The organism is Tabrizicola sp. (assembly GCF_041919135.1).
Taxonomy (GTDB): domain Bacteria; phylum Pseudomonadota; class Alphaproteobacteria; order Rhodobacterales; family Rhodobacteraceae; genus Tabrizicola.
Map to the genome: position 1 here is coordinate 1 of NZ_JAYRUJ010000003.1, position 26,291 is coordinate 26,291.

22 protein-coding genes are annotated in these 26,291 nt (G+C 69.7%); 3 read left to right on the plus strand and 19 right to left on the minus strand.

Features of this window, described 5'->3' with window-relative positions; translation table 11 throughout:
• Positions 1-694 precede the first annotated feature (694 nt).
• From ACE3UA_RS03085 to purQ, 3 genes are read right to left on the minus strand one after another with little or no spacing between them, the layout of a single operon-like run.
• Positions 695-2,023 carry a sigma-54 dependent transcriptional regulator gene (locus ACE3UA_RS03085; RefSeq protein WP_197645426.1) on the minus strand — a complete coding sequence of 443 codons (1,329 nt, stop codon included), beginning with the start codon at positions 2,021-2,023 and terminating at the stop codon, positions 695-697.
• A gap of 10 nt (positions 2,024-2,033) precedes the next feature.
• The gene (locus ACE3UA_RS03090; RefSeq protein WP_374642401.1) at positions 2,034-3,791 is read right to left on the minus strand and encodes an ATP-binding protein; all 1,758 of its coding nucleotides are present in this window, start codon (positions 3,789-3,791) and stop codon (positions 2,034-2,036) included.
• 46 nt (positions 3,792-3,837) lie between these two features.
• The gene (purQ, locus tag ACE3UA_RS03095; protein ID WP_374642403.1) at positions 3,838-4,506 is read right to left on the minus strand and encodes a phosphoribosylformylglycinamidine synthase subunit PurQ; all 669 of its coding nucleotides are present in this window, start codon (positions 4,504-4,506) and stop codon (positions 3,838-3,840) included.
• 97 nt (positions 4,507-4,603) lie between these two features.
• Between purQ and ACE3UA_RS03100 the strand changes: the two genes are divergently transcribed.
• Entirely contained in the window at positions 4,604-5,980 is a 1,377-nt protein-coding gene (locus ACE3UA_RS03100) for an FAD-binding oxidoreductase (RefSeq protein WP_374642405.1), read from the plus strand.
• On the opposite strand, the gene ACE3UA_RS03105 is transcribed toward ACE3UA_RS03100, so the two are convergent.
• The 14 genes from ACE3UA_RS03105 to ACE3UA_RS03170 all read right to left on the minus strand — a co-directional run bounded on the left by ACE3UA_RS03105 (position 5,981) and on the right by ACE3UA_RS03170 (position 20,305).
• Positions 5,981-6,142 (minus strand): hypothetical protein, encoded by a 162-nt coding sequence (locus ACE3UA_RS03105; RefSeq protein WP_374642407.1) that lies wholly within the window; start codon positions 6,140-6,142, stop codon positions 5,981-5,983.
• A 94-nt stretch (positions 6,143-6,236) separates the two neighbouring features.
• Entirely contained in the window at positions 6,237-7,880 is a 1,644-nt protein-coding gene (recN, locus tag ACE3UA_RS03110) for a DNA repair protein RecN (RefSeq protein ID WP_374642409.1), read from the minus strand.
• A gap of 33 nt (positions 7,881-7,913) precedes the next feature.
• On the minus strand, positions 7,914-8,753 hold the full coding sequence (locus tag ACE3UA_RS03115) for an outer membrane protein assembly factor BamD (RefSeq protein ID WP_197645438.1): 840 nt from the start codon (positions 8,751-8,753) through the stop codon (positions 7,914-7,916).
• A gap of 136 nt (positions 8,754-8,889) precedes the next feature.
• The gene (gene lpxC / locus ACE3UA_RS03120; protein WP_374642412.1) at positions 8,890-9,807 is read right to left on the minus strand and encodes a UDP-3-O-acyl-N-acetylglucosamine deacetylase; all 918 of its coding nucleotides are present in this window, start codon (positions 9,805-9,807) and stop codon (positions 8,890-8,892) included.
• 190 nt (positions 9,808-9,997) lie between these two features.
• Complete coding sequence (ftsZ, locus tag ACE3UA_RS03125) at positions 9,998-11,635, minus strand: cell division protein FtsZ (RefSeq protein ID WP_374642414.1); 1,638 nt, start codon at positions 11,633-11,635, stop codon at positions 9,998-10,000.
• Between the two features lie 197 nt (positions 11,636-11,832).
• On the minus strand, positions 11,833-13,167 hold the full coding sequence (gene ftsA / locus ACE3UA_RS03130) for a cell division protein FtsA (protein ID WP_374642416.1): 1,335 nt from the start codon (positions 13,165-13,167) through the stop codon (positions 11,833-11,835).
• Positions 13,164-14,066, minus strand: coding sequence for a cell division protein FtsQ/DivIB (locus tag ACE3UA_RS03135; protein ID WP_374642418.1), 903 nt, complete (start codon positions 14,064-14,066; stop codon positions 13,164-13,166). The genes ftsA and ACE3UA_RS03135 overlap by 4 nt, the downstream gene beginning before the upstream one ends.
• A complete protein-coding gene (locus ACE3UA_RS03140; RefSeq protein WP_374642420.1) occupies positions 14,054-14,974 on the minus strand; it encodes a D-alanine--D-alanine ligase in 921 nt (306 codons plus the stop codon). Before ACE3UA_RS03140 ends, ACE3UA_RS03135 begins: the two co-directional genes overlap by 13 nt.
• A 42-nt stretch (positions 14,975-15,016) precedes the next feature.
• Positions 15,017-15,943, minus strand: coding sequence for a UDP-N-acetylmuramate dehydrogenase (gene murB, locus ACE3UA_RS03145; protein WP_374642422.1), 927 nt, complete (start codon positions 15,941-15,943; stop codon positions 15,017-15,019).
• Positions 15,944-15,982: 39 nt separating this feature from the next.
• A complete protein-coding gene (locus tag ACE3UA_RS03150) occupies positions 15,983-16,228 on the minus strand; it encodes a DUF2484 family protein (protein WP_197645452.1) in 246 nt (81 codons plus the stop codon).
• Positions 16,225-16,473: a DUF2484 family protein gene (locus tag ACE3UA_RS03155; RefSeq protein ID WP_374642425.1), complete on the minus strand. Its 249-nt coding sequence runs from the start codon at positions 16,471-16,473 to the stop codon at positions 16,225-16,227. The genes ACE3UA_RS03150 and ACE3UA_RS03155 overlap by 4 nt, the downstream gene beginning before the upstream one ends.
• A gap of 79 nt (positions 16,474-16,552) precedes the next feature.
• The gene (murC, locus tag ACE3UA_RS03160) at positions 16,553-17,962 is read right to left on the minus strand and encodes a UDP-N-acetylmuramate--L-alanine ligase (protein WP_374642427.1); all 1,410 of its coding nucleotides are present in this window, start codon (positions 17,960-17,962) and stop codon (positions 16,553-16,555) included.
• A complete protein-coding gene (locus tag ACE3UA_RS03165; RefSeq protein ID WP_374642429.1) occupies positions 17,959-19,053 on the minus strand; it encodes a UDP-N-acetylglucosamine--N-acetylmuramyl-(pentapeptide) pyrophosphoryl-undecaprenol N-acetylglucosamine transferase in 1,095 nt (364 codons plus the stop codon). The genes murC and ACE3UA_RS03165 overlap by 4 nt, the downstream gene beginning before the upstream one ends.
• Before the next feature lie 88 nt (positions 19,054-19,141).
• A complete protein-coding gene (locus tag ACE3UA_RS03170) occupies positions 19,142-20,305 on the minus strand; it encodes a putative peptidoglycan glycosyltransferase FtsW (RefSeq protein ID WP_374642431.1) in 1,164 nt (387 codons plus the stop codon).
• A 232-nt stretch (positions 20,306-20,537) separates the two neighbouring features.
• On the opposite strand from ACE3UA_RS03170, the gene ACE3UA_RS03175 reads away from it, so the two are divergent.
• Complete coding sequence (locus ACE3UA_RS03175) at positions 20,538-22,937, plus strand: methyl-accepting chemotaxis protein (protein ID WP_374642433.1); 2,400 nt, start codon at positions 20,538-20,540, stop codon at positions 22,935-22,937.
• Positions 22,938-23,053: 116 nt separating this feature from the next.
• Here ACE3UA_RS03175 and ACE3UA_RS03180 read toward each other — a convergent pair whose 3' ends face one another.
• The gene (locus tag ACE3UA_RS03180; protein ID WP_374642435.1) at positions 23,054-23,689 is read right to left on the minus strand and encodes a nucleoside/nucleotide kinase family protein; all 636 of its coding nucleotides are present in this window, start codon (positions 23,687-23,689) and stop codon (positions 23,054-23,056) included.
• A gap of 105 nt (positions 23,690-23,794) precedes the next feature.
• Between ACE3UA_RS03180 and ACE3UA_RS03185 the strand changes: the two genes are divergently transcribed.
• Positions 23,795-24,661: an S-methyl-5'-thioadenosine phosphorylase gene (locus ACE3UA_RS03185; RefSeq protein WP_374642437.1), complete on the plus strand. Its 867-nt coding sequence runs from the start codon at positions 23,795-23,797 to the stop codon at positions 24,659-24,661.
• 214 nt (positions 24,662-24,875) lie between these two features.
• On the opposite strand, the gene ACE3UA_RS03190 is transcribed toward ACE3UA_RS03185, so the two are convergent.
• Complete coding sequence (locus ACE3UA_RS03190) at positions 24,876-26,285, minus strand: FAD-binding oxidoreductase (RefSeq protein WP_374642439.1); 1,410 nt, start codon at positions 26,283-26,285, stop codon at positions 24,876-24,878.
• Positions 26,286-26,291: the final 6 nt, after the last annotated feature.

Sequence of the window (26,291 nt, forward strand, 5' to 3'; positions counted from 1 at the left end):
GGTTCGACCCGCGTCACCTTGGCCAGGTAGATGTTTCCGGCCAGCTGGCGCTTGTTTACGGTCTCGAAGTCGAATTCTTCGACCTTGTTTCCGTCGACCACGACCACCCGGGTTTCCTCGGAATGGGTGGCGTCGATAAGCATCTTTCTTGACATGTTTGTCCATTGCGCCCCGGGCGCAAGAGACCCCCTGGCGGGCCAGCGGGAAGGAAACGGACGGGGCGGCTTGTCTGGGCGCGGACGGCGGGCGCAAGCGCGGTTGTCCGGCCCAGGGGGCGGACTCCTGCCGTGCTATCTGTGCTCGCGCGCCTCATCGCGGTTTACATCTGAAGGGCCAGAACAGCCCCTCACCTCTGAAAGCCGGCAAATCCAGGGACTTGCAGGCAATGTGCACAACCTTGCGGTCGATCCGGCTCCCCGAACGAGACACGAATATGCGCATCCGACAGAGGGGGAGAGAATTCCTGGGCGGTCAGACCGCCTTTCTGCGACCCTAAAGGCAAAAAAGGGGCAAGAGCAATGACGAATTTCGCCTCCCGCCCGGCGCGAGGTCGCATCGCGACGGGTCCGGACCCCTCCTCGTTCGACTTCGTCTCCTCGTCGGTCGGCGCCGGCGAGGAGTGACGAAGTCATCGACGAGCCACCCCGCCAGGCGCGGACACCCCCGGCCAGGCCCTTGATTTCAGGCGATACGGTCAGACATAGTCCGACCGGCTCAGCCCATACTTGGCCATCTTCTCGTTCAGGGTCCGCCGCGGCAGGCAAAGCTCCTCCATCACCGCCACGATCGACCCCTTGTGCCGCCGCATCGTGTTGTCGATCAGCATCCGCTCGAATGCCTCGACATAATCCTTCAAGGGTTTGCCCTCCGTGGTCAGCGCCGGCCCCGCCGCCTCGTTGTCGGCCATCAGCAGCGAGGCGATCGACCCCGAGCCGCGCCGGTTCTGCAGGACCGCGCGCTCGGCGATGTTGACCAGCTGCCGCACGTTCCCCGGCCAGGGCGCCTGCAGAAGCTGCGCCGCCTCCTGCGCGGTCACCTGCGGCGCCTCGCAGCCGTATTCCTCGGCGAACTGCTCGGAAAGCCGGGTGAAGAGCGTCAGGATATCCTCGCCCCGGCTGCGCAGCGGCGGCAGCAGGATCGTCATCGCCCCCAGCCGGTAGTAAAGGTCCGGCCGCAGCGCCTGTTCCAGCGTCGTGTCGGGGGCGTGCTGGTTGCAGATCGCGATGATCCGGGTCTCGGGCGGGGTGCCCTGGTCGTTGATGAAGGCCAGAAGCCGCGCCTGGAGCGCGTTCGGCAGCGCCTCGATGTCCTCAAGGCAAAGCGTGCCGCCCCGCGCCTCCTCGACCAGGGGGATCGCCCCGTCCTCGCCCGGCCCGAACAGCCGCGCCGCCAGCTGGTCCTCGCCCCAGGCGGCGCAGGAGATCGCGACGAACTTCTTCGAGGCCCTGGGCCCAACGGCATGCAGGGCATGCGCCACCAGCGTCTTGCCGGTCCCGGTCTCGCCGTCGATCAGCACATGGCTGTCGGCCTGGCCGAGGTCCAGGATATCCTCGCGCAGCCGCTCGATCGCGGGCGAGGAGCCGATCAGCTTCTTCATGATGGTCGAGCCGTCGGACAACTCCTTGCGCAGCGCCCGGTTGTCCAGCGTCATCCGCCGCGCCTGGGTGGCCTTCTTGGCCAGCTCGGTCATCCGGTCCGGGTTGAACGGCTTTTCCAGAAAGTCGAAGGCCCCGACCCGCATCGCCTCGACCGCCATCGGCACGTCGCCGTGGCCGGTGATCATGATCACCGGCAGCCCCGAGTCCAGCCCCATCAGCCGCTTGAGGAAGGCCATCCCGTCCATCCCCGGCATCCGGATGTCGCTGACCACCACGCCGGGGAAATCGGCGCCGATCACCTTCAGCGCCTCTTCCGCGCTGGCATAGGTTTCGGTGTCGAACCCCGAGAGCGCCAGCCACTGGCTGATCGACTGCCGCATGTCGGTCTCGTCGTCGACGATCGCCACTTTCATTGCGCGGGCCATATGGACCTCTTCATTCTGCTGCTTCCTGTCTGTTGCCAAGGATCGGCAACTGCATTTCGAAAACGGCGCCGCCCCCTTCCGCGTTCCGTGCGGTCAGGCGTCCGCCGAGATCCGTCACGATCCCCGAGGAGATCGCCAGCCCGAGGCCCACGCCCTCGCCGGGTTTCTTGGTGGTGTAGAAGGGCTCGAACAGGTTCTCGAGATCGACGATCCCGTGGCCGTTGTCCCGCACCGTCAGCGTCGCCGTCTCGCCCGCCGAGAGAAGAAGGTCGATCTGCGGCGATGCCACATCCTTGGTCGCGTCCAGCGCGTTGCGCAAGAGATTGATGATCACCTGCTCCAGCCGGATCCGGTCGGCCATGACCATGACCGGCTGGCGCGGCATCCCCCGGCTGATCTTGACGACCCGCGCCTTGAGCTGCGGCTCCATCATCGCCAGCGCCGAGGAGACGCAGGCCCGAAGGTCGATCTCCTCGAAGGCTTCGCCGCCCTTCCTGGCATAGGACTTCAACTGTCGCGTGATGGCGCCCATCCGCTCGATCAGGTCGTCGATGCGCTGGAAGCTGGACAAGGCCTCCTCGGGCCGCTTGCGCTGCAACAACAGCCGCGCGCCGGCGAGATAGGTCTTCATCGCCGCCAGGGGCTGGTTCAGCTCGTGGCTCACGGCCGCCGACATCTCGCCCAGGGCGGCCAGTTTCGAGGACTGCGCCAGCGTCAGTTCCGCCACCTCCAGGTCCTTCTGCACCTTCTCGCGTTCGGCGATCTCGCGCTGGAGGCGGGCGTTCAGCTTGCGCAGTTCCAACGATTCGCGCTGGAACGACAGCGAGCGCGACCAGGCCCGGCGCGACAGGATGTAGAAGGTGATCGCCATCAGGATGGCAAAGCCCATGATTTCCAGCGCGAGGATGCCGTTCACCTGCTCGCGGACCGAGCCATAGGCGGTGAAGGTCGACAGTTTCCAGCCGCGGAAGGGAACCCGCGCCTCGGTCTTCATCACGGCCTCGCCGCTGACATAGGCGTCGGGCGGCGTCTGCGCCCAGTCGGCGGTCGCCTGCAGCGCGCGCGCGATGGCCGAGGGCGGGTCGCGCAGCGCCAGCGCCTCGTCGATCTTCTGCCCGCGCCAGCGCGGCTCGGTCGAAAGGACCACGGTCCCCTCGCTGTCGGTGACCATCACCGCATCCTGCAACCCCGCCCAGGCGCGTTCGTATTTCATCAGGTCGACCGAGACCACGATCACGCCGATCGGCTTCGCATCCCCCATGATCGCCCGCGAATACAGAAAGTCGAACCCGCCCGTATCGCGGCGCAGCGCGGTGAAGACGGTTTCCTTGTTGCGTTGCGCCGCGACGAAGAACGTCTCGTTGCGCTGGCTGGTTCCCAGGACGTTGCGGTTGGTGGCCCCCACCGTGCGCGCGTCCGCATCCAGAAGCCGGATCGAGGCGACGCCGATCTGGCCCTGCAAGGCGATCAGCTTGGCGGAGGTCGACGAGAAATTCTTGTCCCGCAGCGCCTGCACCAGATCGGGATCCGCGGCCAGAAGCAGCGGCACGACCGAGGTGCGCTGCAATTCCGCCATCAGGTTGCCGGTGTAAAGCGCCAGCCGGACCTCGGCCCTGCCCCTGGTGTCGGCGGTATAGCGGTCGGTCAGCAGGCGGTTCGAGACCAGGACGATCCCCACCGCCAGCAGGATCAGAAACCCCACCACCAGCTTCACGCGCCAGGGCAGGCCGGACGGGCTGCTGGAAAGAGGGGACGTCTCGGATCTCATGCGGCGAGAGTAGGGCCGGGGTCCGGCACCCTCAAGCGGGGGGTGGTCAGGCCAGCGCCATCCCGCCCATCAGCGCGGCGAACAGCGGACGGCCGTCCTCGGACCCCAGCGCGCCATCGGTCGCGCGTTCGGGATGCGGCATCATCCCCAGCACGCGGCGGTTTTCCGAAAGCACGCCCGCGATGTCGGCGGCGCTGCCGTTCGGGTTCTGCTCATAGGTAAAGGCGATGCGCCCCTCGCCCTGCAGCCGCGCCAGCCCCTCGGCGTCGATGGTGTAGTTGCCGTCGTGATGCGCGATCGGGATCTGCAGCGCCTGGCCCTTCGCATAGCCGGAAGTATAGGCGCTGTCGGTGGTCGCCACCCGCAGCGTGACCGTGCGGCAAAGGAATTTCAGCGTGGCATTGCGCATCAGCGCGCCGGGCAAGAGGCCCATCTCGGTGATGACCTGAAAGCCGTTGCAGATGCCCAGGACAAAGCCGCCACGGTCGGCATGGGCGCGGATCGCGCGGCCGATGGGCGACTGGGCGGCGATGGCGCCGCAGCGCAGGTAGTCGCCGAAGCTGAACCCGCCGGGGATGCCCACGACATCGACGCCCCCGGGCAGTTCGGTGTCCTTGTGCCAGACGCGGGCGACCTCGAATCCCGCGCCTTCGAAGGCGACGGCAAGGTCGCGGTCGCAGTTCGATCCGGGGAAGGTGACGACGGCGGCTTTCATGGCGCGACTCCCGTGCTGGCGGATGCGGGCCTTCTAGCGGATCGGCGCGGGAAGGGCCAGTGCTTGCACCCCCATCGAAAGCGGCTAGGCTGGGCCGATGCTGACCTCTCCCGCCCTTGCCGCCCTGCGCGCCCTTTTCGGCGACCGCGCCTCGATCGCCCCCGCCGTCCTGGCGGAACACGGACAAGGCGAAAGCCTGGTCTCGGCCGGCCCGCCGGACGCCGTGGTCTTCCCCCGCGCGACCCATGAGGTCGCGGCCCTTGCCCGCTGGTCGGCCGAACATCGCATGCCGCTGATCGGCTGGGGCGCCGGCACCTCGCTCGAGGGTCACGCGCTGGCGCTGGCGGGCGGCGTGGCGGTCGACTTCCGCGAGATGGCCGCGGTGCTGGAGCTGCGGCCCGAGGACCGCCTCGTCCGCGTCCAGCCCGGCATCACCCGCGAGGCGCTGAACCGCGAGCTTCGGACCACCGGATTGATGTTCCCGGTGGATCCCGGCGCCAATGCCAGCCTTGGCGGCATGGCGGCGACGCGGGCCTCGGGCACCACGGCGGTGCGCTACGGCACGATGCGCGACAATGTCCGCGGGCTGGAGGTGGTGCTGGCCGGGGGCGAGGTGATCCGCACCGGCTCGGGCGCGCCGAAATCGGCGGCGGGCTATGACCTGACCGCGCTCTTCGTCGGGTCGGAGGGGACGCTGGGCCTGATCACCGAGCTGACGCTGAAGCTGACCGGCCAGCCCGAGGCGGTGATGACCGCGGTGGCCGCCTTCCCCTCGGTCGCGGCGGCGGTCGATTGCGTGATCGCGACGATGCAGATGGGCCTGACCCCGGCCCGGATCGAGTTCCTGGACGCCGACACCGTCGCCGCCTGCAACGCCTTTTCCGGCCTGACCCTCCCCCCTGCCCCGCAGTTGCTGGTGGAATTCCACGGCCACCCCGAGGGCCTGGCCGAGGATGTCCACCGCTTCCGCGACCTTGCGGCCGGGTTCGGGGCCTCGGGTCTGGACTGGGCCGCGCAGCAAGAGGACCGGACCCGGCTCTGGGCCGCCCGCCACGCCGCCTACCGGGCTATCCTGGCGTCAAGGCCGGGCGCGAAGGCGGTGGTGACGGATGCCTGCGTGCCGATCTCGGCGCTGGCGCAGGCCGTCGAGGAGACGCGGGCCGACATCGCCGCCGCTGGCATCCCCGGCCCGATCCTAGGCCATGTCGGCGACGGCAATTTCCACGCGATCCTGATGGTCGCCCCGGCCAGCCCCGGTGAGGTGGCGACCGCCAAGGCCCTGGCGGCGCGGATGGCGGAACGGGCGCTCCGCCTTGGCGGGACCATCACCGGCGAGCATGGGGTGGGCTTCGGCAAGCTGGGCCTGATGGCGGCCGAGCATGGCGCGGCCTGGCAGGTCATGGGTGCGGTGAAGGCGGCGCTGGATCCGATGCGCCTGATGAACCCCGGCAAGCTGGTACCGGATCAGCCCTGATCAGAAGTCAAAGCTCGAGCGGCGGAACAGCCCGCCCTCGATTTCGCGCTCGCGGCGCTCCAGGTCGATCCGCGAGACCGAGGCATTCAGATAGGCGCGTTCCAGCTCGGCGATGGAGGGGAAAGCCTTTCCGGAAATCAGCGATTTGAGAAAGTTGAGCATTCTTGCGGTCCTTTGTCCTGCCCGGAACATAGGATGCCGCAGCGCAGCATTACAGGGACGGCGCGACAGGCCCGACATGCGCCGAACGCATGGCTCAACCCACCAGCAAGGCCCGCGCCGCCGCCCGCGCGGCCTCGGTCACCGTGTCGCCGGCCAGCATCCGCGCGATCTCCTCGACCCGGTCCCCCTCGCCCAGCCCGGTCACGGTCGAGAGCGTCTGCCCCTCCGCCACCCGCTTCTCCACCCGCCAGTGCCGCGCGCCGAAGGCCGCGACCTGCGGCGAATGCGTCACCACCAGCACCTGCGCGCCCTGCGCCAGCGCCTTCAGCCTGCGGCCCACCGCATCCGCCGTGGCCCCGCCGACGCCGCGGTCGATCTCGTCGAAGATCAGCGTCACGCCCGGATTGTCGCCGGTCAGGCAGACCTTCAGCGCCAGCAGGAACCGGCTGAGTTCCCCGCCCGAGGCGATCCGGTTCAACGGCCCCGAGGGCGCGCCGGGGTTGGTCGCGACGGTGAAGGTCACCGCATCCACCCCCTCCGGCCCCGGTTCGCCGCCGGTGATCTCGGTGGCAAAGACCGCGCGCTCCATCTTCAGCGGCGCAAGTTCCGCCGCCATCGCCGCATCTAGCCGCTTCGCCGCCGCGACCCGCGCTTTCGTCACCCGCGCCGCCTCGGCCGCATAGGCAGCCTCCGCCTCGGCCACCGCCTTGCCTAGCCGGGCGATCCCCGCCGCCCCGCCGTCGATCGCCGCCAGCCGCGCCCGCAACCCCTCGGCGAAACCGCCCAGATCGTCGGCCAGCACCCCATGCTTGCGCGCCAGCGCCCGGATCGCGAACAGCCGCTCCTCGACCCGCTCCAGTTCGCCCGGATCGAAGTCCAGCGCCTCCAGCGCCCGCGCCACCCCGTCCTGCGCCTCGCCCAGTTCGATCAGCGCCCGGTTCAGCGCCTCCATCGGCGCGTCTAGCCGCCCCTCGGCCCGGTCCAGCGCCCCGTCAAGCCAGCGCAAGGCATCGCGCATCCGGCCCTCGGCGCCCTCCTCCGACAAGGCCGCCAAAGCCTTCGCCACATCCTCGCGGATCCGGCCCGCGCCCTGCATCAGCCGCCGCCGCGCATCCAGCGCCGCATCCTCCCCCGGCTCCGGGTTCAGCTTGTCCAGTTCCGCGACCGCATGGCGCAGGAACTCCTCCTCGGCCGCCGCGCGGGCCAGCGCGCCCTCGGCCTCCGCCAATGCCGCCCGCGCCTCGCGTTGCAAGGCCCAGGCCGCGCGCAGGGCGGAAAGGTCCAGCCCCGCGAAGGCATCCAGCAGCGCCCGATGCCCGCGCGGGTTCAGCAGTCCCCGGTCGTCATGCTGGCCATGCAGCTCGACCAGATGGTCCGAGAGGTCGCGCAAGACCTCGCCCGAGACGCGGCGGTCGTTCACGAAGGCGGTCTTGCGCCCGTCCGCGCTGTTGACCCGGCGCAGGATCAGCTCATCCCCGGCGGCGATTCCCGTCTCGTCCAGCACCGCACGGGCGGCATGGCCGGGAGGCAGGTCGAACACCGCCGTCACCTCGCCCTGCGCGGCGCCCGCCCGCACCAGTTCCGCCCGGCCGCGCCAGCCCAGCACGAAGCCCAGCGCATCCAGCAGGATCGACTTGCCCGCCCCCGTCTCGCCCGTCAGCACGTTCAGCCCGGGACCGAGGTCGAGGCTCAGCCGGTCGATGATCAGCACATCGCGGATGTCCAGACTACGCAGCATCGTCGTTCGTTGGGTGGGTGAAACCCACCATCCTCACAACCACTCGCCCTTCACCATCTGGCGATAGATCGTGCGCAGCCAGCTTTCGCCCTTGGCCTCGGGCGACAGGCCCTTGCCCTTCAGCAGGCGATAGCTGTCCTCGTAGAAGGGCGAGGACTGGTAGTTGTAGCCCAGGATCGCCGCCGCCGTCTGCGCCTCGTCGTTCAGGCCAAGCGCGACATAGCTCTCGACCAGGCGGTGCAACGCCTCGGCGGTATGGGTGGTGGTCTGGAAATCCTGCACCACGACGCGGAAACGGTTGATCGCGGCGGTATAATGGCGGCGCTTCAGATAGTAGCGGCCGACCTCCATCTCCTTCGCGGCCAGCTGGTCGAAGGCGAGGTCGAACTTCAGGATCGCCGAACGGGCATATTCGCTGTCGGGATAGGTCTCGATCACGTCGCGCATGCCCGAGAGCGCCTGGAAGGTGATCCCCTGGTCGCGGCCGACGTCGTCGATCTGGTCGTAATAGCTCAGCGCCATCAGGTAGAGCGCATAGGGCGCGTCCTCGTCGCCGGGATAGAAGTCCAGGAAGCGTTGCGCGGCATCGCGGGCCTCGGGATATTCCTTGGCCTTGTGATGGGTATAGGCCTGCATGATCAGGGCGCGCTTGGCATATTCCGTATAGGGATACAGCCGCTCGACCTCCTGGAAGTAGACCAGCGCATTCTTCGGGCGCTTGCCGGTCGCAAGCTCCAGCTCGCCCTTCTTGAAGATTTCTTCGGCGGTGTAGGTGTCCAGCGCAGGCTCTTTCGAGCCGCCTGCGCAACCTGCCAGCACCCCCGCGAGCAACGCGACCGTAAGGAGCCCTGCGGCGGGCCTTCTGCCTGACATTTTCAGCCTATCCAAACCCTTGCCCCTGTCCGGCATCCCCAGCGGGTTTGCCGCCCGGACGATTTGACTTGTCCTAGCACAGAAAAATCCGGGGCGCAAAACGCCTTTCACGACTTTTCCACGGCCGGGAAAGGGCTCAGGCCCGCGCGGGCAGGTCGCCGGCATGCACACCGACGCCTGGCAGCTTGCCCAGGGTCTGCGGTCCGCAATCAACGATCCGCCAGGCCGAGGGGTCGGCGAACAGCGCGTGCAGGAGGCGGTTGGTCAGCGCATGGCCCGCCCGCGCGCCGGTGTAGCGGCCCAGGATCGGCCCGCCGGCCAGCGCAAGATCGCCCACCGCGTCCAGCATCTTGTGCCGCACCGGCTCGTCCGCGTGGCGCAACCCGCCGGGCGAAAGCACCCGCTCGCCGTCGAAGACCACCGCATTCTCCAGCGTGCCGCCCAGCGCAAGGCCGTTGGCCCGCATCGCATCCACGTCCGACTGGCGGCAGAAGGTGCGGCTGTCCGACAACTCGCGCACGAAGGCGCCGTTGGCCATGTTCAGCCGCCGCGACTGCATCCCGATCGCGGCCTCGGCAAAGTCGATGCTGAAATCGATCTCCAGCATGTCGGCCGGCTCCAGCCGGGCCACGGCCTCGCCCTCGCGGACCTCGACCGGCTTCAGCACCCGGATCGCGCGGACCGGCGCGTCCTGCTCCTCGATCCCTGCCCGCAGGAACCCCGCGACGAAGGGCATGGCCGAGCCGTCCAGGATCGGAACCTCGGGCCCGTCGATGTCGATCAGCGCGTTGTGGATCGCCGAGCCGGCCAGCGCGGCCATCACATGCTCGATCGTCGAGACCGAGGCCCCTTCGACATTCTCGACCACGGTGCACAGGCGCGACGGCGTGACCACATCCCAACGCGCGGGAATCAGCGAGCCGCCGGGTATGTCGGTGCGGCGGAACCAGATGCCGTGATCGGCCGGGGCCGGACGGACGACCATCCGCACCGGCTGGCCGGAATGCAGTCCGAACCCGGTGAAGGTCGCAGGGGATGCCACGGTATTCTGCACGACGCCTAACCTTTTCCCTGGCCGGTCTCGGCCGGCCTTCAGTCGCATTTTAGCTAGTCCCTGGGGCGACGGACCACAACTCACTCTTTGTGACGGTATGTGTCAGGTTTGAAACATGGGCCAAGCGGTTGATTCCAAAGAAAAAGGCCCGGTCTCCCGGGCCCTTCTCCAGTCTCTCCGCAAACGCCCGTCAGTTCGCCTGACGGCGCAGGAAGGCGGGAATCTCGATCCGGTCCTGATCGGTGCCCATGTCCGGATCGTCGTCATAGGCGGTCACCGGCGGCTGCTGGCGGCTGGCCGGGACGGCGGCGCCGGGGGTCTCGAGATGGCCGGCCATCCGGTTGATCAGCGAGCCGATCCCGAACCGCGGCTTGGCTGCGGCCTGGGCCACCGGGCCGGGCGCCTGGGCGACCGGGGCCGGCCGGGCCGCGCGCGCCGCCGGGGCGGCGGCGGCCGGGCGGCTGACCGCGGCCTGCAGGCGCGCCAGCGCCTCGGCCGAGGGCTGGCCCGCCTGGCGCGGACGCGGGGCGACGAAATCGCCGGCATCGGCCTCGATCGCGGCCGGGGTCGAACGCACCAGCGAGGGCTGCTGCACCGGGGCCGGGCGATAGGCCGGGGGCGGCAGGTCGTCGGCCATCGGCTCGGCCTCATAGCCGGCGCGGGCGGCGACCGGGTCGAAGGCCGGCATCTTCGCGACCGGCTCGTCATACTCGGGCTCGTCCACGATCGACAGCGCGATCGGCGCGGCGGCCTGGACCTGCGGCGCCGGGGCGCGCGGAGCCTCGACCGGCTGGCTCGGGGCCATCGCCAGCGGCGCGGCCATCGAGCGGCGCGCGACCGGCTCCTCGGCCCGGGCGGCCGAAGCGTCGATGCCGGTGGCCACGACCGACACCCGGATCCGGCCTTCCATGCCGGTGTCCAGCGTCGAGCCGACGATGATGTTGGCCTCGGGATCCACCTTGTCGCGGATGATGTTCGCGGCCTCGTCCAGTTCGAACAGGGTCAGGTCGTAGCCGCCGGTGATGTTGATCAGCACGCCCTTGGCGCCGTTCAGGCTGATCTCGTCCAGCAGCGGGTTGGCGATCGCCTTCTCGGCCGCCTGCACCGCGCGATCCTCGCCATCGGCCTCGCCGGTGCCCATCATCGCCTTGCCCATCTCGTCCATCACCGAACGCACGTCGGCGAAGTCCAGGTTGATCAGGCCCGGCCGCACCATCAGGTCGGAAATGCCCTTCACGCCCTGGTAAAGCACGTTGTCGGCCATGGCGAAGGCTTCGGTGAAGGTGGTCCGTTCGTTCGCCAGGCGGAACAGGTTCTGGTTCGGGATGATGATCAGCGTATCGACGACCTTCTGCAGGGATTCGATCCCCTCCTCGGCCTGCTTCATCCGCTTGTTGCCCTCGAACTGGAAGGGCTTGGTCACGACGCCGACGGTCAGCACGCCCAGCTCACGCGCGGCCTGGGCGATGATCGGGGCGGCGCCGGTCCCGGTGCCGCCGCCCATGCCGGCGGTGATGAAGCACATATGCGCGCCCGCCAGGTGATCGACGATCTCCTCGATCGTCTCCTCGGCCGCGGCGGCGCCGACGCTGGGGCGCGCCCCCGCGCCAAGGCCCTCGGTCACCTTGAGGCCCATCTGGATGCGCGCGGCCGCCCGCGACTGTTGCAGGGCCTGCGCATCGGTGTTCGCGACCACGAACTCCACGCCCTCAAGCTGCTGGTCGATCATGTTGTTGACCGCGTTGCCGCCGGCCCCGCCCACACCGAAAACGGTGATGCGCGGCTTCAGCTCTTCACGCTCGGAAGTCATCGTCAGATTGAGTGCCATGGGTTTGCCCGTCCGTTTCTTGTCCGCCGCCTGTTTCGTTCGGCCCGCACCTGTCCCGCGTGCAAACTGGCCGATTTATCCCGGATTCTATCCACAACCCGGAATAACGTCACGCAAAAAACCTTGCGCGACCGCAAAATCTGGGGGGTATTTCCCCGGTTTCAGCGGTATTTCGCCCGAAATGCCGGATATGGTGGTCACCAGTTGTCCTTGAACCACTTTACGGCCCGCCGCAGCGAGCGCGCCGGATAGCGTTCGGCCGGAATTTCGAAGTCCCACCACTCGTCCTGCGGATGCGCGGCAAAGAGACACAGCCCCACCGCGCTGGCAAAGGCCGCCCCGGTCGCCGCCTGCGGCAGGCCCTGCACCCGCAGCGGGCGGCCAAGGCGCACCCTCTGCCCCAGGATCCGCGTCGCCAGCCCGTCCAGGCCGGGAATCTGGCTGCCGCCGCCGGTCAGCACGATCTGCTGGCTGGGCAGGCTGTCGAACCCGGCCGCGTCCAGCGTGGCGCGGACCTCCTCCAGGATCTCCTCGACGCGCGGGCGCATGATGCCGATCAGCTCGGTCCGGCTGATCTGGCGGCGGTCCTTCTCCCAGTCGCCGCTGTCGCCGCCGATGTCGATCATCTCGCGGTCGTCCATGCCGGTGGCGTAAAGCCCGCCGTGCCGCGTCTTGATCCGTTCGGCCGTGGCCATCGGGATCTGCAACCCCTTGGAAATGTCGCTGGTCACATGGTCGCCGCCCATCCTCACCGAGTCGGCATAGATCATGTGCTTCTTGATGAAGATCGACAGGCCCGTCGCGCCGCCGCCCATGTCGATGCAGGCCGCGCCCAGCTCCTGCTCGTCCTCGACCAGGCTGGAAATGCCGCTGACATAGGCCGAGGAGGCGATCCCCGCCAGTTCCAGGTCGCAACGCTTGATGCAGTACAAGAGGTTCTGCACCACATCGCCGCCGACCGACAGAAGATGCATGTCCACCGCCAGCCGATGCCCGATCTGCCCGCGCGGATCGCCCAGGCCGCTGCGATGGTCCAGCGCAAAGTTCACCGGCTGGGCATGCAGCACCTCGCGCCCCGCGCCAAGGTCGGGCACGTCGCAAGAGGCGAGGACCCGGCTCACGTCCTGCTCGCTGACGACCGAATCCTGCAACTCCAGCTCGCCCGCAAGGCCATAGCTGCGCGGCTCGGCCCCCGAGAAACAGGCGATCACATGGTCGACGCGCACGTTCGCCATCTTCTGCGCCGCCTGCACCGCGGTGCGGATCGCGCGCTCGGTCTCGTTCATCACCGCGATCTCGCCGAAGCGCACGCCACGGCTGCGGGTCGTCGCCGCCCCGATCACCCGGAACTGGCTTTGCCCCGCCATCGGCCCGACCCCGTCCTGTTCGCGCAGCCGGTCCGGCCCGTCGAAACGCAGGACAAGGCAGGCGATCTTCGAGGTGCCGACGTCCAGGATGGCGATCACGCCGCGCTGCATGGCGGCGCGGCGCATGTTCCGCATGGCGCGCTGGGAGGTATAGAGATCGGTCACAGTTCGTTCTCCACGGTTTCGATGCCTTGTGCGCGGCGCAGCTCGGCAAGGGCGTTGGGGGTCAGGCGAAGGGTCGGGCGATGGTCGGACCGCAGGTCCACGGTCAGGATGTCGCGGTTCATGATGTCCTGGGCATGGTCCAGCGCCAGCAACCGCTCCAGCGCCTGCACCGGATTGACGGCGGGCAGAAGCACGCGCTGGTCGCGGTCCAGGATCAGGTCCCAGCGCCGCTCGCCGATGCGGACGAGGCCCCGGATGCGCGGCAGCAGCGGCCCGGCGGCGTCGAACAGCGCCACGGCCTCGGCCATGGCGCGGTCGGCGCCCTCGCCCGCGACCAGCGGCAGGTCCGGCCGGTCGGCCCGCGACAAGAGGCCCGCGACCCGGTGGCCGCCGGTATCGACCAGCATCAGCCCCGCGTCGGTGCGCCAGATCGCCACCGGCTCGCGTTCGGTGATCATGACCTGCAGCACCCCGCCCGAGCGGACCCGCAGATCGGCGCGCAGCACCGCGTCCAGCGCCTCGATCCGGGCGCGGGCGGCGTCGAGGTCGATGTCGAACGAAGACATCGGCAGGGGCAGCGCCAGCCGCGCCCGCACCGCCTCGGCCAGTTCGGGCGAGGCGCCCTCGACCCGGGCGAGGCTGACGCGGAACTCGGGCCGGGCCTCGAACTCCTGGCGCAGATGGGTCAGCTGGCCGATCAGCGCCGCGCGGTTGCCCTCATGGCTGAACCACAACCCGCCCGTGCCCAGCAGAAGGACGGTCGGCAGGCCGGTGCGCAGGAACATCCGCACATAGGGCGTCAGCATCCAGCGTTGCAGCCGGTAGGCCCATTTCGACGGCGCCGGATCGCGGCGCAGCTGGCGCTGATAGGCGGGGCGGCGGGCGGTCAGCGGTTGCATGACGCATCCCTCACCATCCAGTCGCAGAACTCGGCGAAGGTAATCCCCTGCAACGCCGCCTGTTCCGGGGCAAGCGAGGTCGGCGTCATCCCCGGCTGGGTATTGGTCTCCAGCAGGATCAGCCCCGCCAGGCCGCGGGCCTCGTCCCAACGGAAATCGGTGCGGCTGACGCCCCGGCACCCCAGCGCCCGATGCGCCCGCAGCGCAAAGTCCATGCAGGCCGCCGCGATCTCCTCGGGCAGCTTCGCCGGACATTCATGCCTGCTGCCACCCGGCTTGTATTTGGCGTCATAATCGTACCAGCCGTCGGTGATGATATCCGTCACCCCCAGCGCCCGGTCGCCCATCACGGTCGCCGTCAGTTCGCGGCCCGGCGCATAGGTCTCGACCATCACCACGTCCGGCATCGTGTCTGCCAGCCGCGGCGCGTTCGACCCCTCGCGCACGATATAGACCCCGACCGAGGAGCCCTCGTTATAGGGTTTCACCACATAAGGCGCCGGCAGCACATGCCCCGCCGCGACCTCGTCCCGCGTCGCCAGCACGCTTTCCACCACCGGCAGCCCGGCGGCGCGGTAGACCTCCTTGGTCTTCACCTTGTCCATCGCCAGCGCCGAGGCCAGCACGCCGGAATGGGTATAGGGGATGCGCAGCCATTCCAGGATGCCCTGGACGCAGCCATCCTCGCCCCAGCGGCCGTGCAGGGCGTTGAAGCAGACATCGGGCCGCATCTCGGACAGGCGCACAGGCAGGTCGGGGCCGCAATCGACCTCGACCACCTCATACCCCGCCGCCCGGAGCGCCTTGGCGCATTCGCGCCCAGAGACAAGCGAAACCTCCCGCTCAGCGGAAAGCCCACCCATCAACACCGCCACTCTGGGGGCCATCCTGCTCGATGCGCCCGCCATTCTCTGCCTCATCCGGGTGCTTATCCGCCCCGTGATCTATCGTTAATCCTGCGGATATTCTCCGACCCGCATGATTTCCCACTCTAGCCTGATACCGCTTGATTGGAAAACCTTTTTTCGCACCTCCTCGCCCAGATTTTCCAGATCGGCGGCCGTCGCCCCACCTGCATTTATCAGGAAGTTGGAATGCATCTGCGACATCTGCGCCCCGCCCAGCCGCGCGCCGCGCATCCCGGCGTCGTCGATCACCTTCCAGGCCTTAAGCCCATGGCTGTCATCCGCCCGCCCGGTCGAGCTGTAGCCCGCCGGATTGCGGAAGGTCGATCCCGCGCTGCGTTCCTTCGTGGGCTGGGAGGCGTCGCGCTTGGCGATCTGCTCGGCCATCCGCGCCTCGAGCATGGCCGGATCGCCCGGATCGGCCCGGAAGCTGGCCTGGACGATCACCGCGCCCTCGGGCAGCGCGCTTTGGCGATAGCGCAGGTCCAGCGCCGCGGCAGGCAGCACCTCCACCCGGCCCTCGCGGGTGACGATGCGGATTTCCTCAAGCCGGTCAGCCACATAGGCGCCATAGCAGCCGGCGTTCATCCGCACCGCGCCGCCGATGCTGCCGGGAATGGTGCGCAGGAAGGTCAGGTCCAGCCCCGCCTCGGCCGCACGGCGCGCCACATGCGCATCCAGCGCGGCCGCCCCCGCGGTCACGCGGCGCCCCTCGATCGCAATCCCGTTGAAGCCCCGCCCCAGCCGGATCACCACCGCCCGGATCCCGCCATCCCGCACGATCAGGTTCGATCCCACCCCCATCGGAAAGACCGGCACCGCGGGGTCGAGCGCCGCCAGGAACTGCGCCAGGTCATCCTCGTCCGCCGGCTGGAACAGCCAGTCCGCCGGACCGCCGACCCGAAGCCAGGTAAGGTCGGCCAGGGGCCGGTCCGGGGTCAGCGTGCCGCGAGGGGTGGGAAGCCTGGTCATGCCAGCGGGATAGCCGCCGCCGGGCCGGGGGGCAAGCGGTCAGCCCGCCTGCCGGCGCAGCCAGCGCCAGAAATAGACCACCGGCCAGCGCAGGATCGAGGCCCCCGCCGCCAGGATCGCCATGCCGACGAAGGGCCCGGCCACCCAGGTGATCCAGCCCAAGAGCGGCACGCCGACCGCGATCAGCCCATAGGCCGCGCGCCAGTGGTAATCGCGCGAGGGGAACATGGCGATCACATTGGCCGCGATCAGCCAGACCATGCACAACGCAAGCGGCACCGTCATCCGCGCACCCCCCGCCCCAGCGCGCGGCGCGCGAAATAGGCCAGCGGGCGACGGAACATCGACAGGAAGGCGAAAAGTCCGACCGCCAGCCAGGGCCAGCCATGCTCGCGGCCGATCCAGACCAGCAGCACCGGCGCGGCGGCAAGCAGCGCCAGTCCCGGCAGCATCTGCGCCCGCATCGGCAGCATCGCCGTGACCGCCGCGGCCAGCACCCAGAGGCATCCCAGGATCAGCGGCGCGCTCATGCGGCGCGCATCCGGTTCAACCGGGACCCAAATTCCTTCGAAGGAATTTGCAAGACTTTTCGAAAAGTCTTGGCTCCCCTCATGCGGCGGCACCCATCAGCCGCGCGGGCAGCGCATTGGCCCAGCTGCTGATCGTGCCCGCCCCAAGGCAGACCACCATGTCGCCCGGCCGGGCCTGCTCCTTCACCAGCCGCGCAAGATCCGCCTCGTCCAGAAGCGCCCTGGCGTGGCGGTGGCCATGCGCGATCAGCCCCGCGACCAGATCATCGCGCGAGGCGCCGGGGATCGCCTCCTCGCCCGCGGCATAGACATCGGCGATGGCGACCACATCCGCCTCGTTGAAGCAGGTGCAGAATTCCTCGAACAGATGGCTGAGACGGCTGTAGCGGTGCGGCTGGTGGATCGCGATGATCCGCCCCTTGGTCGCCTGCCGCGCGGCCCTCAGGACCGCCGCGATCTCGACCGGGTGGTGGCCGTAATCGTCGATGATCGTGACGCCGTTCACCTCGCCCACCCGGGTGAAGCGGCGGTTGACCCCCGCGAACCCGGCCAGCGCCTCGCGGATCTCGTCCTTCTTCATCCCCAGATGCCGCGCCACCGCCACTGCCGAGAGGGCATTGCTGACATTGTGATCCCCCGGCATCGGCAGGGTGCAGCCCTCGATCATCTGGCCCTCGCCCTGCAAGGCGATGTCGAAATGCGCCACGCCATTCTCGTAGCTCAGGTTCACCGCCCGCACATCCGCCTGCGCGTTGAAGCCGAAGGTCACCACCCGCCGGTCCGTCACCCGCCCGACCAGCGCCTGCACTTCCGCATGATCGGTGCAGCAGACGGCGAGGCCATAGAACGGGATGTTCGAGACGAAATCCAGGAACCCTTTCCGCAGCGCGTCGAAGGTTCCCCAATGCTCCATATGCTCGGGGTCGATGTTGGTCACGATGGCGATCGTCGCCGGCAGCCGGTTGAAGCTGCCGTCCGACTCGTCCGCCTCCACCACCATCCACTCCCCCGCCCCGGCCCGCGCGTTGGAGCCATAGGCGTGGATCACGCCGCCGTTGATCACCGTCGGATCGAACCCGCCCTTGTCCAAGAGCGTCGCCACCATCGTCGTCGTCGTCGTCTTGCCATGCGTCCCGGCGATGGCGATGTTCGACCGCAACCGCATCAGCTCCGCCAGCATCTCGGCCCGGCGCACCACCGGCAGCTTCCGCCGCCGCGCCTCCTCCAGCTCGGGGTTGCCCTTCTTGATCGCCGAGGAGATCACCACCACCGACACGCCCTCGCCGATGTTCTCGGCCCGCTGCCCCTCGAAGAACCGCGCGCCCAGCGTCACCAGCCGGTCGGTGATCCTCGACGCCTTCGCGTCCGAGCCCTGCACCGCATAGCCCAGCGTGATCAGCACCTCGGCGATGCCCGACATGCCGATCCCGCCGATGCCGACGAAATGGATCGGGCCCAGTTCCAGCGGAAGCTTGGTTGCTGCGTTCATTGCGTTTCTCCGCCAAGGTCTTCGACCAGCGCCACCAATCGGGCCGTTGCGTCGGGCTTTCCCTCGCCCAGGGCCTGCCTGGCCATCGTCTCGGCCCGGTGCGGGTCATTCAGGATCGCGGCGATGTGGCCCGCGAGAGCGGCGGCGTCAAGCGCATTCTCCCGGATCACCACCGCCGCGCCCGCCTCGGCCAGCCCCTTCGCATTCGCCGCCTGGTGGTCTGCGGTCGCCGCCGCATAGGGGATCAGGATCGCCGGACGTCCGATCACGCTGATATCCGCGACCGAGGACGCACCCGAGCGGCTGATCACCAGCTGCGCCTCGGACAGCCTGCGCGGAATGTCGGCGAAGAAGGGCGCGATCTCGGCGCGGACGCCCGCCGCCTGATAGGCCGCGTCGGCCCGCACCGCATCCTCGTCCCGCGCCTGGTGGCCGATGCGCAGGTTTCCGCGCAGCGCCTCGGGCAACAGCGCCACCGCCGCCGGCACCACGTCCGACAGGATCCGCGCCCCCTGGCTGCCGCCGATCACCACCAGCGCCATCGGGTAATCCCCCGGCGGGATATAGGGTGCCCCCGCCCGCTCCAGCACCGCCTGCCGCACCGGATTGCCCGTCGCCTCGCCGTTCACGCCCTCGGGCAGCTCGGTCGGCCAGGTGCCGCAGGCCACCCGGTCCACCTTGCGGGCGAAGACCTGGTTCACCCGGCCCAGAACCCCGTTCTGTTCGTGGATCATCCGGGGCCGCCGCAAGACCCAGGCCGCCGTCAGCGCCGGGATCGAGGGGTAGCCGCCGAAGCCCACCACCACCGCGGGCCTGTCGCGCAGCTGAGAGACCACCGCCCCCAGCACGCCGGCCGCGATCCGGAACGGCGCCAGCAGCCGGGCCGCCGCCCCTCCCCGCGCGAAAGTGGCGCTGGCGACCCTTTCGACCGTCACCGCCAGCGGGAACCCGCCCGCATAGCGCGCGCCGCGCTCGTCGGTGGACAGCTTCACCCGCCAGCCGCGCGCCAGCATCGCCTCGGCCAGGGCCTGCGCCGGGAACATGTGCCCGCCCGTGCCCCCCGCCGCGATCAACAGAAGCTTGCCGCTCATCGACCCGCACCTCCGGCTGCGACAAGCGCCTCCCTCCCCCCTCCGTGGGGGAGGGCCGGGGTGGGGGGGCTGACGGCCAGGAAACCCATCACCGCCCCCGCCGGAAGACGTCGCTCATCTGCCCGCGCGGCCGCGACCGGGTCAGCGCCAGCAGCATCCCCATGGTGATCCCCGCCGCGATGACCGAGGAGCCGCCATAGCTCACGAATGGCAGCGTCATCCCCTTCGCCGGCAGAAGCCGCACCGCGACGCCCATGTTGATCATCGCCTGCACCCCGAAGATGCAGGCCAGCCCGGTGCCCGCCAGCCGCGCAAAGGGATCGCGCTCGGCCAGCAACCGGCCCAGCGAGCGGACGACGATGATCCCGTACAGCGCCAGGATCGCCAGCACCAGGATCAGCCCGTATTCCTCGGCCGCCACCGCGATGATGAAGTCGGTATGCGCATCCGGCAGCGACCATTTCACCTGGCCCTCGCCCACGCCGACGCCGAAGAACCCGCCCTCCTGGATCGCGTTGGCCGCATAGCCCAGCTGCGTGCGCGGATCGACATCCGGCGAGAGGAACCCGTCTATGCGGCGGGCGAAATGCTCCGAGGATTCATAGAAGACCAGCCCGCTCAGCGCCACGATCCCGCCGACGACGACGATCAGCGTCATCGGCGCGCCGCCGACGAAATAGATCACCCCCCAGGCAAAGACGATCAGCGCCGACTGGCCGAAATCCGGCTGCATCGCCAGGAAGCCCACCACCACCAGCGTCAGCGCGAAGGAGATCGTCTTGCCCGGCGGTCCGTTCAGATCCTGGCCCGAGGCGATCAGCCAGGCCACCACCGCGACGAAACCGGGCTTCAGGAACTCGGACGGCTGGACCGAGGCGAAGCCGAAGCTGAACCAGCGCACCGCGCCCTTGCCGAAATCGGTGCCCAGCACCGGCAAGAGCATCAGCGCCAGCATCGAGACCGCGAAGCCCAGCACCCCCAGCCGCCGCACCTGCGCCGGCGACAGCATCGAGACCGCGATCATCACCGCCAGCGCGACCCCGCCGAAAAAGGCCTGGCGCTGGACATAATAGAACGGCTCCAGCCCGTTGCGCGTCGCCAGCGGCACCGAGGCCGCCAGCCCCAGCAGAAGCCCGATCCCGAACAGGACGAAGACCGAGGTCAGCGTCCATTTGTCGATCGTCCGCCACCAGCGGGGAATGACCGGCTCCGATACCCGAACGGGATTGGAGCCATAGACCATCTCAGTCATGGGAAGCCGCCTGCTATGCCTGTTCTGCCTCAAGCCCGGGTGTGCCCCCGGGTCTTGGCCGGAAGGTTAGCGGCAAATCGTCTTCAAGGCCAGCGGGAATACGGTCACGCCGCCGTGGTGGCGGGCATTGAACCGGAAATTCGATGCAATTGCCCGGATCGGGCGGGCGGGAATTTACCCTTCGTCAACCGGGCGGCCGCAGACTGCCCGGGCCAAACCAGGGGGTCGCGTGATGCCACGCATGGATCTGAATTCGCTGAAGCTTACCCGCAAGCTGCCGGCATTGATGCTTGCGGTCAGCGCCATCGCCGTGCTGCTCGTGGCCGGTGCCGCCTATATCCGGGCCGAGATCGCCCTGTCCGACGCCGCGAATGCCTGGATCGAGGAAGCGGCGATCGGTCCGGCCGCGACGCTCGACGCGGTGATGGGCGACCTGGTGGCCCATGTCGACGGCCTTTCCCACAACCGGGGCCTCGCGGCCGGCGTCGTCGACCTCTCCCGCGCGATCGGGATCGAACCCGGCGGCCTTGCCGCGCTGCACGACCGCTATGTCCGGGACATTCCCCCTCCCTCCGGCGAAAGCGCCGGGCCGCCGGACCCGGGCAGCGCCTTCGACCTCCTGCACGCCGACATCCAGGCCGAGCTTTCGGCCTGGGCGGCGGCGATGGATTACCACGACGTCTATCTGATCGACCGTGAGGGGACCGTCGTCTTCTCGACCGCGAAAGGGGCGGATTTCGCCACCAATCTCAGGACCGGCCCGTGGAACGGCACCGGCCTTTCGCGGGTCTTCGACCGGCTTTCGCTGCTCGACACCCCCGGCACTCCGGTGTTCGAGGATTTCTCGCCCTACCCGCCCGCGGGCGGCGCACCGGGCGCCTTCATCGGCCGGCATCTCGTCGACCGCAAGGGCCAGGTCCTGGGCGTGGTGGCGATCCAGGTCTCGATCGACCACCTGAACGCGGCCCTCAACGGCAAGGACGCCGGAGGCTCGCCGCTGCGCAGCTACCTCGTCGGTCGCGACGGCATCCTGCGCAGCGACCTGCCGGCCACGCCTGCGGACGAGGTTCTCTCCGCCCGCGCGCCAAGCGGGGTGATCGCGCTGCTGTCCTCCACCCGGCCGACCATCGCCGAGACTACCGGCGCCGACGGCCAGCCCATCGTCGCCGCGGTCCACCCGCTCTCGGTGCCGGGCGCCGCCTGGGCCGTGGTGACCGAGATCGACCGCGCCGTGCTGTTCCGCCCGATCACCGTGATGACCTGGTGGTTCGTCGGCATCGGCCTCGTGGTGCTGGCCGGGACCAGCATCATCGCCGGCCTTGCCTCGCATTCGATCGTGCGTCCGCTGCAACGGTTGGTTGCCGACATGGGCCGCGTCGCCCGGCGCGAGGCCGCGGGCCAGATCGGCCATACCGGACGCGGCGACGAGATCGGCGAGATCGCGCGGGCGCTGCGCGACATGGACCGCACGCTCGCCGAGGCCGAGCAGGAGGCCCGCAAGGCCGAGGCCGACCGCCTCGCGCTGCTCGAACGGCAGCGCGCCGCCGAACGCGCCGAGGAGACCCGCCGCCAGGAGGCCGAGCGCGCCGAACAGGACCGCGACGCCGCCTTCCGCGCCGAACAGGACCGCGCCCGCGCTGAACACGAGGCCGCGCAGGACAGCCAGCGCCAGGCGCAGCAGACGGTGGTGGACCACCTGGCCAGGTCGTTGCGCCGCATGGCCGAGGGCGATCTGGACGTGACGATCGACGAGTTCTTCTCGGAAAGCTACAAGACCCTGCGGATGGATTTCAACGACGCGGTCCGCGCGCTCCGCAAGATCGTGGCCGAGATTTCCAGATCCTCCGGCAGGATCAACGCCGATGTCCAGGCGATCCGCTTCGCGACCGAGGACCTGGCGCAACGGACCGAGAAGTCGGCCGCCGCGATCAACCAGACCTCCGGCACGATGACCGAGATGACCGGCCTGGTCGGCGACACGACCAGCAGCATCCAGACCGTGCGCGACCTGACCAGGGAGGCGGCCCGGCAGGCCACCGCCGGGATGGAGATCATCACCCGCTCCGAGGCCGCGATGATGCGGATCCAGACCTCCTCCGAGGCGATCACCCGGATCATCGCCGTGATCGACGACATCGCCTTCCAGACCAATCTCCTCGCCCTGAACGCGGGCGTCGAGGCCGCGCGCGCCGGGGACAGCGGCCGCGGCTTCGCCGTCGTGGCCTCGGAAGTGCGGGCGCTGGCGCAGCGCGCCTCGGAATCGGCGCGCGAGATCGGGCAGCTGATCACCGACTCCGGCCAGCATGTCCGCGATGGCGTGGTCGCGATGCGCGAAAGCGGCGGCGTGGTGGAATCGATCACCCGCTCGGTCAGCGCGATCTCGCACAGCGTCGCCGGGATCGCGGGCTCGGCCGCGCAGCAGGAAAACGGGATCAGGGACGTCAACGCCTCGCTGCGCGACCTGGACGGGGCAACCCAGCGCAACGCCGCCATGTTCGAGGAGACGCTTGCCGCCACTGTCTCGCTCTCGCAGTCGATCGAGGAGCTGAACCAGCTCGTCAGCCGCTTCAAGGGCTGGCAAGAGGACCAGGCCGACGACGCCCGCGACCCGCGGCTGCGCGCCGCAAGCTGACCGCGCTGCCGCGACCGGGGGCCGGACGACCTCCGGGATGCGACCCGCGCGATGCGGCCGGACGACAGCGACCGAAGGCGCACCATATGGCAGGGGCGACGCCCGCCGCCCCGGCCTCAGCCGTTCGCCAGCCGGTAATCGGCCGGAACCGACGCCTCACGGACCAGCCGCCCGTTCGGCAGGTCGTTGTCCTCCAGCTTCGCCCGGACCTCGCCCTCGGCCAGGCCCAGCCGCTCCCACCGGCCGCGCAGCCGGGCGCGCAACACGGGCTCGGCGACATCGACCATCGCGGTCAGGTCGAACATCGGCCGCAGCCGGTCCCAGGGGGCCTGGTCCAGCAGCAGATAATTGCCCTCGACCACGATCACCGGCACCTCCGCCGGGATGAGCCGCGCACCGGCCCGGGCGATCTCGAGCTTGCGGTCGAAGACCGGGACCGCCACCCCGGCCTCGTCGCGGGCGCGCAGCCGGGACAGCATGTGGCAAAGCCCGCCCACGTCAAAGGTCTGCGGCGCCCCCTTGCGCGGTCGCAGCCCCGCCGGCACCAGATGCAGGTCGTCGTAATGAAAGCCGTCCATCGGCAGGACCGCGGCCATCCCGGCACGGCGGCCGTTCAGCTTGCCCACCAGCTTCTCCGCCAGCGTCGACTTGCCCGAGCCCGGCGCCCCGGCGATCGCCAGGATCACCCGCCCGCCCGCCGCCCGCGCCTCCAGCACATCGGCGAGCCCCGCCAGATCGATCGCCTGCACCATCCGCGCCCCTCTTTCGCCAAGGATGCCGGGCCCCGGCCCCGCGCGCAAGGCCTTCCCCCTGCCCCGCCCCCCGTCTATCCTGCCGCCCGTCACCAGGGGGGACCCATGCAGACCATGCTCGGCATCATCGGCGGATCCGGCATCTACCAGATCGAGGGGCTGGAGGGTGCCGCCTGGACCAGGGTGGCGACGCCCTGGGGCCAGCCTTCGGACGAGATCCTCACCGGCCGGCTCGGCGGCCTCGCCCTGGCCTTCCTGCCCCGCCACGGCCGCGGCCATGTCCTCGACCCGGCCTCCGTCCCCTATCGCGCCAATATCGACGCGCTGAAGCGGCTGGGCTGCACCGACCTCCTCGCCGTCTCGGCCGTGGGCTCGCTGCGCGAGGATTTCGCGCCCGGCGACTTCGTCCTCGTCGACCAGTTCATCGACCGCAGCACCCGCCGCCCGCCCAGCTTCTTCGGCCCCGGCCTTGTCGCCCATGTCAGCCTGGCCGACCCGACCTGCCCCCGCCTCGGCGCGCTGGTCGCCCGGGCGGCGCGGGAGACCGGCCTGACCCTGCACGCCGGCGCGACCTATCTGTCGATGGAGGGTCCGCAATTCTCCACCCGCGCCGAAAGCCGGATGTATCGCGCCTGGGGCGCCGACGTGATCGGCATGACCGGCATGTCCGAGGCCCGCCTCGCCCGCGAGGCCGAGCTTTGCTATGCCTCGCTTGCCATGGTCACCGATTACGACTGCTGGCACGAAAGCCACGGCGCGGTCGACGTCGCCGGGGTGATCGCCGTGGTCCAGGCCAATGCCGCCGCCGCACGCGGGCTGGTCGCGCGCCTGCCCGCGCTTGTCGATCCCGACCGCCAGGCCTGCCCGCAGGGCTGCGACCATGCCCTGACCCATGCGCTGATGACCGCCCCCGACAGGCGCGACCCCGGCCTCGTCGCGAAACTCGACGCCATCGCGGCCCGTTTGCTCTGAAGGATCCTGTTCGCGAACCCCGAACTCCGTCACGATTTCTGCGCGGAAATCACCGCGCCGGTCGCGGCAAGGGGTCCGCGTTAACCGTCCTGAAAGAGAATCACCCTAGACCTGTCCCTGTCGGGGCTACCCACTCCGACCGCGCCGCTACCCACGGCGTGACCCACACACCCCGAAGCACCCCGTCGCAGGTATCCTCTTGCGGCGGGGTAACCTAGTCCAGCACCGCGCCCGGATTCATGATCCCGCGCGGGTCCAGCGCCGCCTTGATCGCCCGCATCGCCGCCAGCTTGCCCGGATCGCCATAGCGCGCCAGATCGCCCCGCTTCAGCCGCCCCACCCCATGCTCGGCCGCGACCGACCCGCCCAGCGAATGCACCAGGTCATGCACCGCGCCCTTCACCCGGTCGCGCACCGCCTCATGCTCGCCCCGGCTGTGTCCCGGCAGCGGAAAGACGTTCCAGTGCAGGTTGCCGTCGCCGAGATGGCCGAAGCAGTTCACCCGGAAGGCGCCGAACGCGCGGATCGCCGCCGGCGCGGCCGCGATGAAACCGGGGATCGCCGACAGGGGCAACGAGATGTCGTGGCTCGACACCGCGCCGATCCGGCGGTTGCCCTCGGGGATCAGCTCGCGCAGCTGCCACAGCGCCCGCCCCTGCGCCACCGACCCCGCGATCACCCCGTCCGTCACCAGCCCCCGGCCCTCCGCCGCCGCGTAAAGCCCCGCCATCGCGGCCTCCGGCTCCAGCCCCTGCGGCAGGCCAAGCTCGACCAGGACCATCCACTCCGGCACCGGATCGAAGGGCGCGCGGACCGCCGGCAGGGTTTCGGCCAGAAAGTCGAACCCCGTCCGCCCGATCAGTTCAAAGGCCGAGACCATGCCCGCCAGCCGCTCCTGCGCCAGGGACAGCAGCGCCAGCGCATCGGCCGGCGACGGCACCGCCAGAAGCGCCACCACCTCGGCCGCCGGGACCGGGAACAGCCGCAGGCTGGCCGCCGTGATCACCCCCAGCGTCCCCTCCGCGCCGATCAGGAGATCGCGCAGGTCATAGCCCGCATTGTCCTTGCGCAGCCGCGCCAGCCCGTCGAACACGGTCCCGTCCGGCAGCACCGCCTCCAGCCCCAGGCACAGTTCGCGCGTGTTGCCATAGCGCAGCACATGCACCCCCCCGGCATTGGTCGCCAGATTGCCGCCGATCCGGCAACTGCCCTGGCTCGCCAGCGTCAGCGGGAACAGCCGCCCGATCCGCGCCGCCTCGGCCTGCACCTCGGCCAGGATCATCCCGGCCTCGACCACCAGCGCGTTCTCCTGCGGATAGGCGCCGCGCAGCCGGGTCATCCGCTCCAGCGACAGCAGCAGCGGCGCGGGCCCGCCGGTCATCACCTGCCCGCCGACCAGCCCCGTCCCCCCGCCCCAGGGCACCACGCCCACCCGGCCCTCGTGACAGGCCCGCACAAGCGCCGCAACCTCCGCCGTGGTCTCGGGCCGGGCCACCGCGCCCGCCCGGCCATGCCAGCGGCCCCTCGGTTCCTCCAGATGGCGCGGCTCGGGCGCGATGATCCGGCCGGGCGGCACAAGCGCCTCCAGCCGGGCGACGAAGGCGGGATCGCAGGGGTTCAGCATCCAGAA